Source organism: Carboxydocella thermautotrophica (assembly GCA_003054495.1).
Taxonomy (GTDB): Bacteria; Bacillota.
Map to the genome: position 1 here is coordinate 1,914,234 of CP028514.1, position 19,182 is coordinate 1,933,415.

A 19,182-nucleotide genomic window follows, 5' to 3' on the forward strand; every position below is an offset into this window, starting at 1 on the left:
TATCTCAGTTAAGCTGTCGTATTCGTAAAATCAGTTGTACTGTCGGCACTCCAATTAAGATAAACAAATTAGCAAAGAGGATAGCTCCCAGCAAGGCCAGGTACACCGGTTTTTTCTTCAGCTCTCCCCGCAGTTGTTGCCAGCGTATTTTGCGCTGATAACCGGATAACTGGCCAACAGCTGCCCTTATATCTATTCCTCCGCGCATTTCCTGCAGCAACAGGGAAACCAGTACCTGTGCCGGGGCGGTATTTACCCTGGTACCAAATCTGGTTAAGGCCGTTTCCAGCCCTTCCAAATCAGCCTCCTGTTCCAGCTGTTGCAGGTAAGGTAAGAGGGCAGGGCCAGCAAAGCGCTTCCAGTAGGATAAAGTCTGGGCACAGCTAAACCCCGCTCCCAGCAAAACCCTGACCCCATCAATTAAATTGGGCATTTCCCGTTGTAGTTGTTGCCGCTGGCGCAAATAAACACGGCGCTTTTTTATAAGAGGCCAGTGAATGAGCAATATCCCCATCCCCGTCCAGTAAATCAGTATGGAAACTTTATGTTTAAATATGGCCAGTAAGATACCGGTAAAAACCACTAACAACCCCAGTCCGGCAGTTCTTTTTATTTCCCGCAGCAAGGCAGGTTGCAGTTCTCCGCCCAGCCAGTTTAATCTCTGCTTATACCAGTACAGCAAATATTTTTCCATCAATCTGGTAGTCAAATCCTTTTCCTCTGAGGGCAGAAACCCTATGCGCTGGATCAGCTCCAGGCGTTTTTGCTCCCTGGAGTTATAGCTTGTCAGGATTTTTTTTAATATGGTTTTAACCAGCCAGCCGCTGGCCAAAGCCAGCAAAGCAATTAGCAGCTTTATCACCGTGCCATATCCTCCCATTCCTGCGGGGAAACCACCCTGTCTACCAGATAAGCCGCCAGCGCAGTTATAAAAAGCACCAGGGAAAGAGCTCCCTTGCCCAGGGCAGTATCCATTAATAAATAGATGAATTCAGGCTGCAATAGATAAAAGGTCAACAAAAAGCCAGGTACCAGTAAGATTAAAAGCCAGGCCTGGGCGATATAACCTTTTAGTTCCGCCATACCCTCTTCCCTTAAAAGCTGTCGTTCCTGTAAGGACTCTGGCACCTGTAACATGATGTCTTTGATGTTTCCCCCTGTCTGTTCTGCCAGGCTAATAATGCGGCAGAAGAAACGAACATCATCATGGGGAATGCGTTCCTCCAATCGGGCCATAGCTTCATTTGTGGACAAGCCGGCCAGTTCCCAGTCAGCCAGCAATTCTTGCAAGACTGACTTCAGCGGTTCAGGAGCTGTTTGGGCAGTCTGCACAAAAGCATGATAGACATTATTACAAACTCCATATAAAGAAGCCAGCTGGTAAAGGCAAGCTACCATCTGTTCTACCAGCCGTTGTTGCTGGCGAATCAACTGTTTACGATAAAAGAAATAGGGCAATGCTCCACCACAAAAAATCAGAAGAATAACAATGAAATTGCTTCCACTCAAAAAACCAACGCCAGCTCCCAGCAGTACCCCACCCAGCACCAGAACTACCTGTTTGGGAAGCTTCCTGTAAAGGGTGGCAATTAACTCAAGTTCATTTTCACGAAAAGCCCACCAGACCAGCAAACAAGCCGAAACGGCCAAAAACAGCTCAGCTGCTAGCAGCATAAAATCTGTCCTCCTCGAAGTAAAAGACATCCTCCAGCCAGGGTTCCCCCTGCTGGTAGCCCCTGACAGCAGTTATTGCCAGCATCACCCTTTTACCATTACTCAATCTCTTCATGGTAACGATATAATCAAGGGTTTGACAGACCAAACGCATCACCAGTTCTGGATTCAAATCCATACTGTTACGCAATATCATCAATACCAGCCGCTGAATTGCCTGCAAGGCATTATTGGCATGCAAAGTGCCCATACTGCCTTCATGGCCGGTATTCATCGCTTCCAGCAGTTCCAGGGCCTCTTTGCCTCGCACTTCCCCGACAATCAAGCGGTCAGGCCGCATGCGCAATGCATTGAGTAAGAGATCATAAAGAGTAATCGGGAACTCCTTGCTTTTTCTGGCTTCCAGGCTGACTACATGGGGATGAAGCTGCTTCAGCTTCAGCTCATCCACATCTTCAATGGTAACCAGCCGTTCATGGGATGGAATATAGGCACAGATGGAACGCAGAGTGCTGGTCTTGCCCGAGCTGGTACCGCCGACCAACAGGATATTGGCCCGGTTATTTACTGCTTCTCGTAGAAAATCCAGCATTTCCCGACTGCAAGTCCCCAGCTCCAGCAAATTCTCCGGGGTATAAAAGCGCACCGGAAACTTTCTGATGGTAACACAGGTTCCGTGCACAGCAATGGGGCTCAAAACCGCATTTAAGCGACTGCCATCAGCCAAACGAGCATCTACATAGGGATTGGCCAGGTCCAGGCTTCTTCCCACCGGAGCCAGAATTTTACGCACTACATTGATTAGCTGTTCTTCTGAAGCAAACTGCCGACTGGTTTTCTGAATCTGACCATTTATTTCAATATAGATTTCCTGATAGTTATTAACCATGATTTCATTGATATCGGGATTGGCCAGCAAGTCATCCAGCGGTCCATAACCGCAAATTTCCTGGATACAATACTGTTTGATTTTTTCCAGATCGGGGAGTAAATAGCCTGTCTCTCCAGTCAAATAGTCCTGGATGATCTGGGCAACAGCCTGTTTTTTCTCCCGGTCAGTCAGTGAAAGTCCTACCAGCTGGCTGTGATTTTTTAGCAAATAATCCTTTACCTCATTCAGTAAACGGTTATATCCCGTTAATTCTCCTTCGGTATCAGCTTTTTCCAGCCTGGCCTTGGCCAGCTCGGTAAGGAGATCAACGATGGCCATAATCTACCACCTCTTCCTGCTGGCTGAGGCTGATAGGCTGGAAAGAGAGTCCTGAGATTTTCCTCCCAGCTCGCCTCCTTTTCCTTCAGTTTAAACCAGGGATGCTCACCGGCCAGCAAGTGCTCAAATATTTCACTGCCCAGGTCAGGAAAGAGCTTGCCCCAGCGACCGGGCAATATTTCCATCATGGTTGAAAGTGCCGGTTTAACAGCGGCATTGATTCCGTTAGGCCAGTAGTAGATTTTCCCACTATCCATATTCAACCTCTGCCATAATTGCAAGTAGCGTTTGATGGCCAGCAACTGACAATAGTCCTGATTCACCGGAATAATAACTTCACTGGCTTCCTGTAATGCGATATATGTACTTACCAGTTTTAAGTCACTGGCAGTGTCAATTATGATGACATCAAAACAGCTTTTCATTCTGTTGATAAAAGAGCGAAACTGTTCCGGTTCAAACTGGCTGTAACTTTCAGGTCGGCAATAGATCGTCCCGCTGTAGATAATAAGGTTAGGCCAGAGGGGATGGGGCTGCCCCAGAGCCTGAATCCGGCTTTCTTCTCCCGAGCGAATAGCTTTGTGCAAGGGAAACTGTTTGTTTTCCACCCCCAGCCAGTAGGGAGCACACAGATTATTTAAATCCCCATCCAGAAACCCCACATTCAGTCCTTTTTGCGCCAGTGCCAATGCTACCCCGCTGGCCAGAAAGGTTTTCCCTGTACCGGGTTTGGGATTCCAGAAAACCAGAATTTTTTGCTTGTAGACCAGTTTTGGTGCTGGCATCATTTCAGTAACTTTTGGGGCTTCTTCCCCGGGTTCTTCCACCAGTTGCTCCAGCAGCTGCTCCGCCGAGACGGTATCCTGCCAGCTCCTGGGATTAGCAATCAAATCCAGTAAATCCTTCTTTTTAAAGACACCAGGCAGAATATCGTAAATGCCCATTTTTAGCAGGTCATCAGAAGTAACAGGGTTATTTTCATCGGTAATGATATAGATCAGGCGCAGATCCGGATATTCCAGCCGGATCCTCTTACTGGTACGCAGATGAGGATCCAGCTCATCTGCTATAATCACCAGATCTGGCCCGGTTAGCTTGATTTGCTCCAGCACATCTTCGGCAAATAAGGCCAACCCAACCAGTTCCCAGTCTTTTCTTTCCGTAATCACCGGAGCCAGAATATCATCACCGGTAGCCAGCATGATGCGCAAACTTCATCCCTCCCTCACTCCAGGCGGGTACTGCCAGCCAGCACCAGTTCACCCAGGACCTCATAACGCAAAACCTCAGCTACCCGTTTCTGTTCTATTGCCAAAAGCACTGCACCAGGCATGAGGCGCCCACCCTTATCCAGCACGTCTTTTTGTCTCTGCTCAAAGTCCCGCCCCTGATCATCCAGCACCCCCAGTACGGTAATGCCACTGAGCAACGGCTGACTGTACACCAGCCCACTGTTTTTATCCTGCCAGCGCACAAAAATATCCACCTTATCCCCTTTATGTAATCTCCCGCCCAGAGAATTGGTGAGAGTGGCCTTGATCGCAACCACCCTTTGATCCGGTCCGACCTGAAGCTCGCCCTGCCCTGACTTGACGGCGGTTTCACTGATCTGCTGACCGGCCAGAAGAGGGTAAGCAGCTCTCTTTCCTACCAGTGCGCCAGGATTGCGGATCACACCGGGGATGACCCCTTTTCGGGGTATTTCTTCCACTTTCACCGAATCAGCACTAAAGAGCTCACCGGATTTTATATTCCTGGTAGCTACCACGGCAGTTTCCGGCTGAATCATACTATTAACGTATTTTTGCAATAACAAAAAGCTCACAAGAGCAAATAATATAGCCAGCACCAAACTCAGATTCTTTTTTAGAAAACTTTTCTCCACCACCATGTCACCTGTTTCCTTCCCACATTTTCAAATATGGATAGGGGTTGGTAGCCTGTCCATCAATATAAATGCCAAAGTGAAGATGGGGCGGAAACCGCCCGGTCGTTCCCACCGGTCCATAACCGGAGTTGCCTGCATACCCCAGAATTTCTCCTTTGCTTACCCTTTTCCCCGGATAAATCCCTGCAGCATAGGAAGAAAGATGGGCATAGTAATAATAGATTCCATCTTCTCCGCGTAAGCCGATACGCCAGCCACCATAAGTATTCCAGCCCAGCTTTTCGATTAGACCATCGGTAACGGCAATTAATGGAGTGCCCCAGAGAGCAAAAATATCAGTGCCCTCATGCTGGCGCTCACCACCAAAACTGCGAGGTGCCCCCCAGGAATCGCTGTAGTTATAGCTACCCAGCACAGGAAAAACATATTTGCCCAGTAGCTGCCCCTTACCCACCTCCTCCCACTGTATCTGTTCCCTGACAGTAGGAAATTCCAGTTTCACTGTTACCCCATTGGCCTCAAGCAGTATCCAGAAAATACAGATATAAACCCCTAAAAACATAAGCAACCCCAGGATCAGAACCAGCAGGAAAAAGCCCAGCCAGCGTTGCTGGCTACCGAGAACAGTAAATTTCATGTTCATATTCACTGGCCACCACATTAATTCCATACTTTTGCATACCATCAGTCATAGCTACCCGCACCAGGGCCTCCCCCCGCCCTGCTTGCTGGATGAATTCCCGCTCAAAATCGGTCAGGCAAAACTGTTGACTGACCTGGTCAAGGGCAGCTTCATGCTGGCGCAGGAGAATTTGCACGGCAGAATTAAGGGCAACCGCTCTGCCCTCCTCGCTAAGCAAAAACTCATCCACATTCTGACTGATGGTAAGTAAACCGGCATTATACTTGCGGCACTGCCTGGCAAAGCGGGCCATAATGCTGGCGGTATCCCGATATTTCAAAAGTAAATGGGCCTCATCCAGTACCAGCCTGATCTTTCTCTGGTCCCGCTGGCGTTTCATTTTACCCCAGCAATAGCCAGCGATTACATAAGCAGCCACTGCCTTCACTTCCTCCTGGTCCAGACCCTTCAGGACAAAACAGACCAGAGGGTTTTTGAGATTAAGGTCAGTATGGCAGTTAAAGAGATTTACAGCTCCATAAACCCAGCGATAGAGTCCCTGACACAGGATGCGGGCTTCCGGATCTTCCATTTCAGCCAGCTGCTGATAAACATCAGTCAACAGGGGTTGGCGTCTTTTCTTGCCAACGATAACTATCTCTTCTTGTCCAATAGCTGCCCCCCGGTTCAGGGGCATAGTGCTGCGGGCCTGATAGGCTCTGATGAGGGCTTGCTCCAGTAATCCTCTTTGAACCGGACCAAGTTCCCCCAGCATTAAGCTGAACAGGCCCAGCAACCACTCAATCTTTTCGGCCAGCCCATTGCCTTCACTATCTCCCCAGAGCTCCAGGGGATTGATCCCCGCTCCCTGTTGCAGATCCAGTCTGACCAGTTCTCCCCCCAGTTCAGAGATCAAGGTGCCGTATTCATCTTCCGGGTCGATAACAATCAGGTCATTGCCATACCAGAAATGTTCCCGGGTGATCAGGGTTTTGGTCAAATAAGTTTTGCCGGCACCGCTCATGGCCATAATGGTTATATTGGCATTGGTCAGGGCAAAAGTGTCTATGGCCACCAGCTTACCGGTTTTGGCTTCAATGCCCAGCACCACTCCGGTATAACCGGTACCTACGGGAACATGCAGGGGATTGATGGCTGCCAGTGCCTCTGATGTGAAAGTATGCTGATATTGCAATAGATCCAGGCCAAGGGGCAGGACGGATAGCCAGGCTTCCGGTGCCTGCCAGATAGCCCGCCGGCTGATGATACCGGCACTGCCCAGTTCGGCTTCCACATCCCGCAGGCTGCTTTTTACTTCTTCTTCCGTCTCCCCCTGAACAGCCACATACCAGGAGAGCTGATACATCTTCTGTTCCCCGCGCACCAGACTATGACGCAACTCCTCAGCATCCTGGAAAACCACGGCCTCTTCTGGATCCAGTAAATAGTTCTTGCGGCGGGCATTTTCCAGGGTTGAACCCGCATTCACCTGCTGACGGGCCAGTTTTTTCATGGTGGTCAGCCGATCCAGCGGGACAAGGTGCAGACTGTGCCAGCAAGGTCCAGACCAGCGGAAAAGCCGTTGTAACCAGCCGATGGGCACTTCGTAAGGAAAAGCTAGACAATAAAGGTGCGCCTGATAATAACCATTAATCACCATGGTGCCAGCCAGCTGGTTGTGGCGCGCTGCTGCCGAAGGTAACAGCAGGCGCAACGGAAGAGGATCCTGCTGGGTTTCAGGTCTGGATTTCCGGGTTAAGTCAATGGTTTCTTCAGTTTTATCCATGGTTTTTCCTTTTTGCCATCTGCTAAAAATTTTTGCCACTCTATTTCCTGCCTTTCTGCCAGACCCGGATTAAGGCAACGGTAAAGAAAATCAAAAATTTCGATAGTATTCAGCCGTCTTATCCCGATCCCTTCTTTCCGGGCCAGTTGCTGAACCAGCCGACAGCGTTCATCCAATTCCTCCCGGGCCTGCTGCAAGGCCCCTTCCCTTACCTGGACCGCATCCCAGCCCAGAATCAGATAGATTTTTTTCTCTGCTACCTGTTTTTGCTGAACAGCCTGATAGAGCCAGCGCGCATAGGCTTTTAGCAATTTGATCCTCGATTCCATGAACTCCCGGGCCAGGAGCTGGTTCAATTTCTCCTCCAGGCTGGAAAGATCCACCGGCACGGGACGAACCAGAATTTGTAACGGAAAGTTCAAGCCGTCCATCAAACGGGCAAAAGCCAGGTCAAATTGATGGCACTTTTCCCAATCATAAAGACCCAGGCTGGGAGGTTGAACTTCCAGAATAGCCCGATATCTATCCCTGGATAAAATTACAAGCTCATCCTCTACCCTGGTTATACCCAGCAATTGTTTAATACTTGCCGGCATATTTTTCCCCTTCCCCCCAAACTGCTGGACGCATTTTATCAATCAGAAATAGCAAGGCTATTTTATATAGCGGCCAGCCCCGGGGCTTCCAGAAAACCAGTACCCCGCAGACAAGCATAATCAGAAAAATACTCAATACAAGAACCAGAATGTTTTTGACCAGATAGGTCAGGGCGATAATCAGCAAAATCCCGGCAAAACTCAGGATAACATCAAACCAGGAAATATAGTGGGTACCGTTGGACCAGACTTTGTCCGGATGATTCATGTTGCGCGGAATTTTATAGGTGTAATGCCTGTTCATGCTCAACCTCATCCTTATCCTTGATAGTGCTGGCTACCAGCTTGCGCAGCCAGAAGGGTGTTGCTGCCAGGAAGAGAAACAGGGTTATCCCCAGCAGTGTCTGGGAAATAGCCTGAGGCGAGCGAAATATAACTGTACCAAAGGCCGTTAAAATTAACAGCTGCAGAGGCTGACTGAAAACCCAGGTTAACAGTTCTTTTAACCAATTCCAGAAAAAGTGCTGGGTTTGCGGCCAAATCCAGAGCAAAGCCGCCACCGGTGCCAGCAAAGTGAGCAAATTGATCATGGCCAGGCGCAAAATAATCACAACTGCAGCGAATGTACTGCCAATAGCATAAAGAACCAGCAAAACCAGGTTGATGTTAACCCCTTCCTGTACCTTCAGCCCGGGCAGGAGCTGCTGCAGGGCCCCACCGACAGCATTCAGATTAAATAATCCCTGACACAGGGCACCATTTAGCCGTAAAACCATTTCCACCAGAGCCACAATACCATTGGCCAGCAGCAGGCCAAATAAAAGGCGCGGAATCAATTCTTTCAAAGACCTTTTCGCTGCCATAACCTGTAATCCCGCCTGCCAGAGCAGGCCCGCCCCGTAAAGAGTTAGGACAAATACAGCCAGTAAATTGACGATTAGCAAATAGCTTGTCCACCATTGCTGTAACCAGCCATTGTCCGAGAAGACATACTGCTGATAGCTTAAATAGCTCTGGATAAAAGCTACGATCTGATGGTTAGCTTCGAGCAGGATAGCTGAAAGGATGTAGGAGGTAAGTAAGGTAGCTTCTTGCGGTGTGAGGCCCTGATCTGATGAGATTTTGCTGATGATTTGGTCGATCACTGCACCGGTCACTGCCTCCCCAACAACAGGGGCAGCTGCGCTAATAACTTTTGCTAACCCACCGGCTGCAGGATTTGCCTGCGATTTACTGGCTATGCTCAATAGTATAAAGATGAAACAGAGACCAGTAAACAACAATTTCCATTTTCGCCTCATCTGGCCCATGCCGGTCACCTATTTCACAGCATTATATACAATTCCGACCATGACCCGGCTGGACACAACCAGCAATAACCCCAGCATTACGACAATCACGCTGGTCTTGCATTTTCGCAAATTCTCCGGACTCCAGCCACCCATGGTCAGTTTGATTCCGGTTACCCCCAGTCCCAGAATGGCTCCGAAAGCCCCGAGATACATCAGGATATCGGATAGACTGCTGACTTTTTCCCAGATATCCTGGATTTCCCCTGTCAGCATTTCAGCTTTTTTACTTTTAGCTGCCCAGGCGATACCATTTAGCGACAAAAGCTGCAGGAATGCGACATATTTCACTATTTCCCGCCAGAAAAAAGAGCGCCTTTTCGACATATTTAACCATCCTTTGTTGAAATTTCTTTTTCCTCCTCTTTTTGCCTGCCAGGCAATAACTATAATAACATGTCAGAATCTTTTTGACAATACTCTGGTTTGTTCAATTTTCAAACAAAAATACCGGGGTTTACCCGGTATGCTAGCCAAACAACTCCTGTAATGCCTGTTTTTTGCGCACAATCACCTCATCAATGCGTTCTAGATAAGCAATGGGGTCTTTCGGATTATAGGTATTGACTAAAGTGTAATCAGGTCTTACCCACTTTGAACCTGCCCCTGCGCCCAGGCCCAGGATTGTTTGTCTTTCCTCAATCATCTGGATGTTATAAAGACAGGCTTTACCCGGTACTGCAAAACCCACATTTTCCAGGGCACCTACCATTTGTTTTTGCCGGTAGAGATAATAGGGTTCTAACCCCTCTTCTTCAGCATAGCGGTAAACCCGGGCCAGCAACGCTTCCGCCTCTTCGGCCGAAGCCAGTTCCAGGCTCTGCCCCTGCCGTTTTGCCTCTGCCAGCAAGCTGGCTCTTTTTAAGGCCAGGGTATGGACTGTCAGATTTTCAGGGGCCAGCTCCCTGATGCTGGCCAGGGTAGCTTCCAGCTCCTCCCGCCCCTCGCCCGGTAGGCCGATAATCAGATCCATGTTCAAAACCGGAAAGCCCATTTGCCGGGCCAGCCGGACACATTCCACCACCTGTTCAGGAGTATGGGCCCGGCCGATTTTCTGCAGGGTTGCCTCATTCATGGTCTGCGGATTGATACTGATGCGGTTAACCCCGGCTGCCCGCAACAACTGCAATTTTTCTCTATTGATAGTATCAGGCCGACCTGCTTCCACAGTGAATTCCTCTGTCCCCGGTTGCAAAAGAGCTTGCTCGATGCCGGTCATCAACTGCCTGAGCTCCCGGGCATCCAGCGAAGTGGGCGTACCCCCGCCGACATAAATGGATTCCACCGTAAGCCCCAGCTCTCTGACCTGTTCTCCTAGTGCCGCCATCTCTTTCAATAAGGCCGCTAATACTGGTTCCGTCCACTTCTGCCAGCGCGCCAGGGGATAAGAAGGAAAGGAGCAATAAAGGCATTTTGTAGGACAAAAAGGAATACCTATGTAAATCCCGATCCGCTTCTGTTCCCGCTCCTGTCTTGCCAGTAGGGGACGCTGGCTCAGTGCAACTTGCAACAACAGCCCTGCCTTTTCTGCTGTCAGGCCATAACCGGTTTGCAACAAATCCCGAATTTCCCCGGGTTGATAACCGGCTGCCAGCATCCGATGTACGATTTTGGTGGGCCTGATTCCAGTCAGTACCCCCCAGGGCAGCTTGCCCGCTTCAGCGAAAGGCAACAGGGCCTCAAGGAGTGCCAGACGGCAAATCCGCCGCAGGCCGTTATAATCTTCTTCTGCCCGGTGCAGCTCGCGCTCCAGCCAGACCAGTTCTGATTGTCCCTCCTGGCAGATTTCCGTTTGTACCCTTATCTGTTGCCCTTCCCGCTCAAAGCTGAGATAGAGACACAGATCTGCCCCGGCAGGCCCAGGCAATAGTTCCACTTCCCCATAAATTGCTCTTAACAGATCTAGCACTACTTCTGCGTTGATGGGTTCCTGTCCTTGCCAGTAAATTTTCATCCCCATTGTTCCTCCTTGAATAAAGGCCGTAAAACAGCCAGAGCAGTTTCAGCCATTAAGCGGTAACCCTCCCGTCCGGGATGAACCCCATCGGGCAAGAGAGCGATACCGCCCTGTCTTTGAAAGGCAGCAAAGAAGTCAATCAGGATAATACCTTCCTCCGTGCAAAAATCCCGCTGCCAGGCCAGCAATTCCTGCAAGCGGGCACTGATTTCTGCCTCTTCTACCGGTAAGGGCAAACCTACCAGGGGTATAATATTATGCCGGCGCAAACCATCAATTATCTGCATAAAGGCCTGACAGCTTCTCTGGAAACGGTAGTGCAGCTGGTAAACATCATTGGTTCCTCCCAGTACCAGACAATGACTGGGCTGATATCCCAGCACATCCTTTTCCAGACGTCTGGCCATATCAGTAAGCGTATCTCCACAAATCCCTCTGTTTTCAATCTGTATCCCCAGTTCCTCCGCCACCCGGGCCACCCAGGACTCCCGGGGGCTATAGGGAAAGCCATAGGTCAGGGAATCGCCCAGTGCTACCCACATCCTTAAATCACCTCATGTTTTATCATACCATCCTGCATAGAAAAAAACCACGGGTAAAAACTATTGTAGAGCAATCCAGGAAAGGAGTGGGTTTATGACAGATACCAGAATCAGCTACCACGACTCGGTAGAGGAAATGGTGCAAAAAATCCGTGAAGACAACCTCACCACTGTTTTCGACCGCTATCAGGCCATGGAAAAAATCCGCTGCAAATTCTGTCTGCAAGGCCTGAGCTGCACCCTCTGCACTCAGGGACCCTGCCGTATTAGTGAGCAAGCCGGGATTACCCGGGGTGTCTGTGGTATCGATGGTGATGGTATGGCCATGCGCAATATGCTTCTGCGCAATATCATGGGTGCCGCTACCTACGGACACCATGCCTACTGGGCTTTCAAAACCCTGAAAGCCACAGCTGAAGGCAAGACCCCCTTTACCATCACCGACCAGAACAAACTGCGCTGGTTCTGTGAAACTGTTGGCATCAATACCAACCAGGACATAAACGCCATGGCTGCCCAGCTGGCTGATTTCCTCCTGGCTGAACAGCACAAAGACCATGATAGCCCCAGCATCATGGTAGAAAAATTCGCACCCAGCAAACGCAAAGAGGTCTGGAAAAAAATGGCCATCTATCCCGCTGGTGTAGTTTACGAAATTCAGGATGCCGTAGCCAGCTGTTTAACCAATGTCGACGGGGATTATGTTTCTCTGGCCAAAAAAGCACTGCGGCTGGGAATAGCCACCATCTACACCGCTCAGATCGGTCTGGAAATGGTCCAGGATATCCTGTATGGCACTCCTATGCCCCATGAAGTCAATGTGGACCTGGGCATTATGGATGGCGACTATGTCAATATCGTTTTCAATGGCCATCAGCCCTGGATCGGTGCCGCTACCCTGCAGTTGGCCCGCAGTGCCGATATCCAGAACAAGGCCAAAGCCGCCGGCGCCAGGGGTTTACGGATTGTCGGTTCTATCGAAACCGGCCAGGAATTGATTCAGCGTTTCCCGGTCGATGATGTATTTGTGGGCTTGATGGGCAACTGGCTGGCCATTGAACCATTACTGGCCACCGGTACTGTTGATGCCTTCGTCATGGAAGAAAACTGTTCACCTCCGCACCTGGGTGAATATGCAGAAAAATATCAGTTCACTCTGATCAGTGTCAATACCATCGTGCGTTTGCCCGGTCTCCACCATGCCCTGGATTATAAACCCATCGAAGCGACCAATATCGCCAACCGCGTCATAGATCTGGCCATCGAAAACTTCAAGGCTCGAAAAAACAGGGGGATTACTGCCAGGGTACCGCTAAAAACTCAGAAAGCCATTGCCGGTTTCTCCACTGAGGCCGTGCTGCAGGCCCTGGGCAACTCCCTGGATCCCCTGGTGGATGTAATCAAGGCCAACAAACTCAAAGGTGTTGTCGCTCTGGTCAACTGTACCACCTTGCGCAATGGACCCCATGATACCACTACCGTAGGTCTTACTAAAGAACTGATCAAGCGGGACATCCTGGTAGTAGCAGGCGGTTGCGGTGTACACGGTCTGGAAGTAGCAGGCCTCTGCAATCTAGATGCCATCAGCCAGGCAGGTCAGGGGCTGCAGGAAGTATGTAACCTGCTGAAGATTCCTCCGGTTTTACCCTTTGGCACCTGTACCGATACCGGCCGTATCTCCATGCTGGTAACAGCCCTGGCCGAACATCTGCAGGTGGATGTACCGCAACTTCCCATCGCCGTTACCGCACCAGAATGGATGGAGCAAAAGGCCACCATCGACGGCTTCTTTGCCGTAGCCTATGGTACCATCACGCACCTGTCACCCACGCCCTTTATTACCGGCGCACCCCGTTTGGTCCAGCTGCTGACCCAGGATGTGGAACAGCTGACCGGTGGCAAGGTTATACTAGGCGATGACCCGGTTCAGGTAGCCAGTGAGATCGAGCAGCATATCAATAACAAACGACAGGGCTTAGGACTGCCGGTATAACAGGCAACCGCCCCGCGGCCCAGAAGCCGGGGGCGGTTTTATTATTCGGCCAGCATTTTTAGCAGTTCTTCAAGATTATTAACCGGCGGCCGGCAGGCCTGCTTGTGACACACCATGTAAGTCAAAGGCTTGTCCTCGGGTTTAATAGTAATCACCAGTTCCGGCCGAAAACGCCGGGAAAGCTGGTAAATCAAGGTCTTAATTTCCGCTTCTTCCGGTCGCCCACTTATGGTAACTTCCAGGGGAGTTTGTTCTTCCAGCCAGCAAACCTGCAGGAAAAAGGTAGCAGCCATCGGCACCCTGTTAACAGCTGGAGCAAAAGCCTGCAGCTGTTTATCCAGCAGATCGCGCCATCTTTCCTGACCGGTTATGGCCCAGAGACGCCAGAAGTTATAAGCCATTACGGAGTTGCCCGCCGGCAGGGCATGATCATACACTTCTTTGGGTCTCAGAAATAACTCTTCACTATCGTGGCCGTAAAAGAAACAGCCGCCACTGGTATTATCCCAGAACAAATCCACTGTTTCCTCAGCCAGCTTTTCCGCCTTTTGCAAGTATTCGGACTTGAGAGTGGTAAGATAAAGTTCCAGTAGCCCCCAGGTCAGAAAGGCATAATCATCAAGATAAGCAGGATACTGCGCCTCTCCTTCCCGGTAGCGGGCTAATAGCCGACCATCTTCCCGGAAAAGATGGCGATAGATAAATTGGACTGCCTTAGCCGCAGCTCCAGTCCATTCCTCTTTTTGCCATACCCTGCCGGCAAAAGCTAAGGCAGCTATCATCAACCCATTCCAGGCCGTCAGGATTTTATCGTCTTTATAAGGAGGGATGCGCTGTAGCCGATGTCGGTACAATCTTTCTTTCTCCTGTTCAAACCCATCGACCCATCCGCTTTTGATTAAATTAGGGATGTTTTTACCTTCAAAATTGCCTTTAACCGTAATGTCATAGGCCTGACAAAAGGCTTGTCCCCGCCCTTCCCCCAGGATTTTTATGACCTCTCCCGGTTGCCAGACATAGTATTTGCCTTCTTCCCCCTCCGAATCAGCATCCTGAGCGGAATAAAATCCCCCTTCAGGATGGGTCATCTCCCGCAAGATATAAGTAATTATTTCGGTAACAATCCGGGCATAACGGGGATTATTGGTACACTGGTAGGCTTCTGAATAAAGATAAATCAGAAGGGCATTATCATAAAGCATTTTTTCAAAATGGGGTACTAACCAGTAACGGTCTGTGGAATAACGGCTAAACCCATATCCGATATGGTCATAAATTCCCCCTAAATACATGGCTTCCAGGGTCTTTTCTACCATCGCCAGGGCTTTCTCCTCACCCATTAGCCGCCAGTAACGCAACAAAAAACCGGCTATATGAGGAGTGGGAAATTTGGGCGGAGGCCCGAATCCCCCATACTCCGGGTCAAAGGAGCGAGCAAAATGTTGAAAGGCGGTCTCAAAGACATCCGGCTCGATAGTTTCCGGAGAAAGAAGGGGCTGCTCCTCTTGTAAAGACTGTACTATTCTCTCCCCTGCCGCCAGTAACTGCTCCCGTTCCTTTTGCCACAGCTGTGCGATGCGCTGCAGAATCTCCACCAGCCCCGGCATCCCATAACGACGCTGTTTGGGAAAATAGGTGCCAGCAAAAAAAGGTTTCTTATCAGGAGTCATTATGATCGTTAAAGGCCAGCCGCCCTGACCGGTCATCACCTGACAGACAGTCATATACACCTGATCTATATCCGGTCGTTCCTCTCTGTCCACCTTAACTGAGACAAAATATCGGTTAAGGATAGCCGCCACTTCTTCATCTTCAAAACTTTCCCGCTCCATGACATGACACCAGTGGCAGGTCGAATATCCAATGGATAGGAAAATGGGTTTATCTTCCTGTTTGGCTTTAGCAAAGGCTTCTTCACCCCAGGGATACCAGTCAACTGGATTATGGGCATGCTGGAGAAGATAGGGGGATTTGGCGCTAATTAACCTGTTTGCCAAAGGTATTACCTCCCATTTATTGCTTGCATTATTAAAACAGAATATAATTTAATTAAAGTAGAGATTAGATTTAGAGCTTAATTGTTAGTATAGTTGAAGTTCTGAGACAATATGCATTATTAGTGCTTATCCAGCTTATAAAACCAGGAGAGCGGAGGGATGTTGAAAATGAAAATGTTGATTAAAAAGCGGTATGTCTTCTTGCTGCTATTGCTTTTATTACCTCTCACTTTTGCTTTCAGCGGACAGCAAAATTATCTTCCCGCCAGAGTTCTTTCTGTTTCCGATGGCGACACTATCCATGTTTCATTGAATGGCAAAAATGAACGCGTAAGAATGATAGGAGTCAATACTCCGGAAATTGCCCATCCCGAACTGGGAATTAAGGAACAGCCCTACGGCCAGGCTGCCAAAAACTATACCAGCAAGGCCCTGCAGGGGCGCAAAGTTTTCCTGGAATTTGACGTGGAAAAGCGGGACAAATACGGTCGCCTGCTGGCCTATGTCTGGCTGGAAAAACCCTTTTCCAACCAGGAAACAGAAGCTAGAAAAAAGATGTTTAATGCTATTCTGCTTCAGAATGGCTATGCCCAGGTCATGACTATTCCACCCAATGTTAAGTATGCTGATTTTTTTGTGAAACTGCAACGGGAAGCTAGAAACCAGGGTAAAGGGCTCTGGGGTATCCCCGTAGTCAATAAGGTATCCTCTGCGGCTGTAAACACTAAAACCTATCTGGGCAATTCCAATACCAGAAAGTTTCATTTCCCCAGCTGTCAATGGGCGCAAAAAATCAGCCCTGCCCACCGCGTTTGGTTTAATAGCAGGGAACAAGCAGTAAAGGCAGGATATGCTCCCTGTAAAGTTTGTAAGCCGTAAAAAATAACTCGCCCGCTAATGATATGGAGGGTAGAAAAATATGATTAAACCCCCAAAATTACAAGCTGGAGATAAGGTAGCAGCAATAACCCTTTCATGGGGTGGTCCTGGAGTGTATAGACATAGATATGAAGCTGGTAAAAAGCAGTTTGAGGAAACTTTTAAGGTGAAAGAAAAAATTAACAAACCCTGCACATTTGCCCAGGAAAATCATATATATCTAATAGGCCAAAGCCTAAAATACTCCAAGGAGGTTCGAGAGTGAACAAAGGAATTCTACGGCGTCTTTTCCCGGGTGGGAACACTTGTCAGGGCTTCTATTCTCTCTATCATCACATGATTGAACCCGATGCTACCCGCATTTTCGTTATCAAGGGTGGCCCCGGGGTCGATAAGTCCACCTTCATGCGCCGTATCGGTGAAACCATGTTAGAACAGGGGTATGAAGTGGAATTTCACTGTTGTTCTTCCGATAATAATTCCCTGGATGGCGTAGTCATTCCCGCCCTGCGCATCGCTCTCCTCGATGGCACCGCTCCCCACAGGGTCGTGTTTACCCAAGAAACAGCGGACAAGCCTTCGAAGTAGTGGTTTTTAAATAAGGTTTACGGCGCATTCTCATTACCGGATCTTTCAGCCGTCGGCTAAAAGATGTCGCTTTTCCCCCGCCGGACGGTCGCTGCGTAGGCGCGACGGTCCGGCGGCCTTTTCTCACGCCGCCCAAATAGCTTTCCAATTCCTCTTGTCTCTATAATCTCTATTGTCTTTTTCAAGGAAGGAGAAAGGTAATAGGTATTTTCACCAACAACATATATGCTGCCTTCACCTCTCTGCACTCCTATGCTCACCTTTTTTCCTTCCCATTCAAAATTAATAAAATGCGAAGGAGTAGTCATCCCTTCTTGATTAGGCGAAACAATAACCTGCTGTAGATTTTCTACTATCTGTTGCACAAACTCTTTGTGACTGCTGTTATCAAGAACGTAAGTAGAGTTTGTTTCAATGCTTTCAATTGTGACTTTCGTAGTGTTTTGTAAACCTAATTTATCTGAGAGATTAACCGTGGCTGCTTGAAGTTGTTGGTTGGATGGAATTTGAGGAAGTTCAATGTAGGAGTCGGGAATAGCTGGGACGTGAGCAACAAAAGGTTTCTGTATGCCGTCCGAACTAGCTACTCCTTCAAAAACATAAATGGGTTGCAGATATTTTTGTTCAGCAGGTAGGCCATATTGGTAGTATGCCAAGTAAACCTCCCTTACAATTCCCTTAGAAGCGTCACCTTCAATTGAGATTGAAGCTTTCCCAGCCTGAAGTTCTTCAAAAGCTTGTTGTATGGACTTGAGGGGGAATACGCGGTACGGTTTCCAATGCCTTAATGAATTATGGATTCCGAGAACCTCACCCTTATCTCCAATAAATACAGACAGCCGGTTTACCCCAAGTATATCCATGTCGTTAATTTTTCGGGTAAAGTTCACCATCATAGTTTTCGGAACCTCGGGACCAGGAATACCATCCTTCCCTATTCTAGCTACCTTTTCATAAGTGACCGATTCAAGATACAAGTCTTGGGAGTAAATGCCTAGCTGTTTCAGATAATTAATAGCGATTTCAACTCCCTCATCTTTAGTCGGTAAATCTGGATTATTGCCATTATCAATAAATAGCTTGTTATACTTGCCGAATGCAAATGTTCCACTTTTGGGGTATACAACCAGCAACCGCTTATTGTTGTCCTCCACGCCGAAATTGCCTTCCTTTGTAGTTTTAACGGGACCTACTAAGCCGAACTTTGAGGCCAACTTTTTGACCTCCTCTTGGGTCGTCCATTTTGATTCGGCTTTATAAACCATTAATTGCTTAGGCAGACCCGAGGGGACAACTCCCATCTCGAAGGTCATATTTGGAACAGGAGCACCCATGATAGCCAATTGAATGGGTGGCAGCTTCTCTTCTTTAAGCGTAGTTAGGTTCAGAAAGCTAAAGGCAAGTAGCAAACCTACCAAAGGCAGACTGAGAAATATCAACTTATAAAATCTCATTGTTTTGCCTCCTTGGATAAGAATAAGACTTATTTTTAAACAATTGAACAACTAGGGGGTATATACAGTCTGGTCCCCACTTTTCTGCTATAGCGACTTTGTCGGCTAGCGAGTGATTACTCTAACCCTCAGATCTCTAAGAATAGCTAGCTCTAGCTCCTTTTCTGCCAAGAGCCTTTTTAGCCGGTCATTTTCGGTGCTGACTGCTTTAAGCCTTTTTTCGAGTTCTTCTAGGCGTTGTTTCTCAGCTTTTAGGGAGAGGTTTTAGAGAGCCGTTCTTGCGCTTCTTTTTAATCCACGTATAGATAGTGTTCTCGGAGATTTGGTGACGCCTGGCGACCAGGGCTACGTTGCCGACCTCCCGGCATTCAGCCAAGATTTGCTCTTTGAATTCCTCGGTGTACTGTCTCATTGACCCTACCCCCCTAAGGCGATTATAGCTTCTACACGGAGATTTTCCAAATTGCTTAGGGGGCTAAATAATATGTCAACATGGTGGTAAGCCATATTACCAACTTGCAGGTAAGGCACCATCCTTACATAACAGCAAAGAATTATCCCAGCAAGGCAATATCTCGCGAGGCAGTAAGGAAGCATCCCAGCATATCAGCAAATAGTTTCTTCGCCAAACACCATCCCCACATATC

19 protein-coding genes and 1 pseudogene are annotated in these 19,182 nt (G+C 48.6%); 4 read left to right on the plus strand and 16 right to left on the minus strand.

The genetic code is table 11. The features are described from left to right. Window positions 1-4 precede the first annotated feature (4 nt). The 13 genes from CTH_RS09565 to CTH_RS09625 form a co-directional block, all read right to left on the minus strand. The gene (locus CTH_RS09565; protein WP_078664548.1) at window positions 5-862 is read right to left on the minus strand and encodes a hypothetical protein; all 858 of its coding nucleotides are present in this window, start codon (window positions 860-862) and stop codon (window positions 5-7) included. After that, window positions 859-1,674, minus strand: coding sequence for a type II secretion system F family protein (locus CTH_RS09570; RefSeq protein ID WP_159071913.1), 816 nt, complete (start codon window positions 1,672-1,674; stop codon window positions 859-861). The genes CTH_RS09565 and CTH_RS09570 overlap by 4 nt, the downstream gene beginning before the upstream one ends. Then, window positions 1,658-2,884 carry a TadA family conjugal transfer-associated ATPase gene (locus CTH_RS09575; RefSeq protein ID WP_078664546.1) on the minus strand — a complete coding sequence of 409 codons (1,227 nt, stop codon included), beginning with the start codon at window positions 2,882-2,884 and terminating at the stop codon, window positions 1,658-1,660. Before CTH_RS09575 ends, CTH_RS09570 begins: the two co-directional genes overlap by 17 nt. Continuing rightward, entirely contained in the window at window positions 2,812-4,086 is a 1,275-nt protein-coding gene (locus tag CTH_RS09580) for a CpaE/TadZ family protein (RefSeq protein ID WP_242946682.1), read from the minus strand. The genes CTH_RS09575 and CTH_RS09580 overlap by 73 nt, the downstream gene beginning before the upstream one ends. 23 nt (window positions 4,087-4,109) lie before the next feature. Then, on the minus strand, window positions 4,110-4,769 hold the full coding sequence (cpaB, locus tag CTH_RS09585; RefSeq protein ID WP_159071914.1) for a Flp pilus assembly protein CpaB: 660 nt from the start codon (window positions 4,767-4,769) through the stop codon (window positions 4,110-4,112). 7 nt (window positions 4,770-4,776) lie between these two features. After that, window positions 4,777-5,415: a M23 family metallopeptidase gene (locus CTH_RS09590; protein WP_159073855.1), complete on the minus strand. Its 639-nt coding sequence runs from the start codon at window positions 5,413-5,415 to the stop codon at window positions 4,777-4,779. Then, the gene (locus CTH_RS09595) at window positions 5,387-7,219 is read right to left on the minus strand and encodes a VirB4 family type IV secretion system protein (RefSeq protein ID WP_143311771.1); all 1,833 of its coding nucleotides are present in this window, start codon (window positions 7,217-7,219) and stop codon (window positions 5,387-5,389) included. The genes CTH_RS09590 and CTH_RS09595 overlap by 29 nt, the downstream gene beginning before the upstream one ends. After that, window positions 7,150-7,776 (minus strand): hypothetical protein, encoded by a 627-nt coding sequence (locus CTH_RS09600; RefSeq protein ID WP_078664541.1) that lies wholly within the window; start codon window positions 7,774-7,776, stop codon window positions 7,150-7,152. Before CTH_RS09600 ends, CTH_RS09595 begins: the two co-directional genes overlap by 70 nt. Beyond that, entirely contained in the window at window positions 7,760-8,080 is a 321-nt protein-coding gene (locus CTH_RS09605) for a hypothetical protein (protein ID WP_078664540.1), read from the minus strand. Before CTH_RS09605 ends, CTH_RS09600 begins: the two co-directional genes overlap by 17 nt. After that, complete coding sequence (locus CTH_RS09610) at window positions 8,058-9,077, minus strand: type IV secretion system protein (RefSeq protein WP_159071916.1); 1,020 nt, start codon at window positions 9,075-9,077, stop codon at window positions 8,058-8,060. Before CTH_RS09610 ends, CTH_RS09605 begins: the two co-directional genes overlap by 23 nt. 18 nt (window positions 9,078-9,095) lie before the next feature. After that, window positions 9,096-9,452: a hypothetical protein gene (locus CTH_RS09615; protein ID WP_078664538.1), complete on the minus strand. Its 357-nt coding sequence runs from the start codon at window positions 9,450-9,452 to the stop codon at window positions 9,096-9,098. 142 nt (window positions 9,453-9,594) lie between these two features. Beyond that, window positions 9,595-11,079, minus strand: coding sequence for a coproporphyrinogen dehydrogenase HemZ (gene hemZ / locus CTH_RS09620; RefSeq protein ID WP_159073856.1), 1,485 nt, complete (start codon window positions 11,077-11,079; stop codon window positions 9,595-9,597). Next, entirely contained in the window at window positions 11,076-11,624 is a 549-nt protein-coding gene (locus CTH_RS09625) for a GDSL-type esterase/lipase family protein (RefSeq protein WP_107753694.1), read from the minus strand. Before CTH_RS09625 ends, hemZ begins: the two co-directional genes overlap by 4 nt. Window positions 11,625-11,718: 94 nt before the next feature. Here CTH_RS09625 and cooS point away from each other — a divergent pair, with 94 nt between their 5' ends. Then, window positions 11,719-13,617, plus strand: coding sequence for an anaerobic carbon-monoxide dehydrogenase catalytic subunit (gene cooS / locus CTH_RS09630; RefSeq protein WP_078664535.1), 1,899 nt, complete (start codon window positions 11,719-11,721; stop codon window positions 13,615-13,617). Between the two features lie 41 nt (window positions 13,618-13,658). Here cooS and CTH_RS09635 read toward each other — a convergent pair whose 3' ends face one another. Then, the gene (locus CTH_RS09635; protein ID WP_318262668.1) at window positions 13,659-15,614 is read right to left on the minus strand and encodes a thioredoxin domain-containing protein; all 1,956 of its coding nucleotides are present in this window, start codon (window positions 15,612-15,614) and stop codon (window positions 13,659-13,661) included. 159 nt (window positions 15,615-15,773) lie between these two features. On the opposite strand from CTH_RS09635, the gene CTH_RS14375 reads away from it, so the two are divergent. From CTH_RS14375 to CTH_RS09650, 3 genes and pseudogenes are all read left to right on the plus strand, one after another. After that, window positions 15,774-16,493, plus strand: a complete 720-nt coding sequence (locus tag CTH_RS14375) for a thermonuclease family protein (RefSeq protein ID WP_159073857.1) — start codon at window positions 15,774-15,776, stop codon at window positions 16,491-16,493. A 40-nt stretch (window positions 16,494-16,533) separates the two neighbouring features. Continuing rightward, window positions 16,534-16,758, plus strand: a complete 225-nt coding sequence (locus tag CTH_RS09645; RefSeq protein ID WP_107753697.1) for a hypothetical protein — start codon at window positions 16,534-16,536, stop codon at window positions 16,756-16,758. Then, window positions 16,755-17,042 (plus strand): annotated as a pseudogene (locus CTH_RS09650) (ATPase); the annotation flags it as partial. The gene CTH_RS09645 and the pseudogene CTH_RS09650, both read left to right, overlap by 4 nt. Window positions 17,043-17,137: 95 nt before the next feature. On the opposite strand, the gene CTH_RS09655 reads toward CTH_RS09650, so the two are convergent. Together CTH_RS09655 and CTH_RS14545 are read right to left on the minus strand one after the other, a co-directional pair. After that, window positions 17,138-18,535, minus strand: a complete 1,398-nt coding sequence (locus CTH_RS09655) for a hypothetical protein (protein WP_107753701.1) — start codon at window positions 18,533-18,535, stop codon at window positions 17,138-17,140. A gap of 244 nt (window positions 18,536-18,779) precedes the next feature. Continuing rightward, a complete protein-coding gene (locus CTH_RS14545; RefSeq protein WP_107753703.1) occupies window positions 18,780-18,947 on the minus strand; it encodes a transposase in 168 nt (55 codons plus the stop codon). Window positions 18,948-19,182 lie beyond the last annotated feature (235 nt).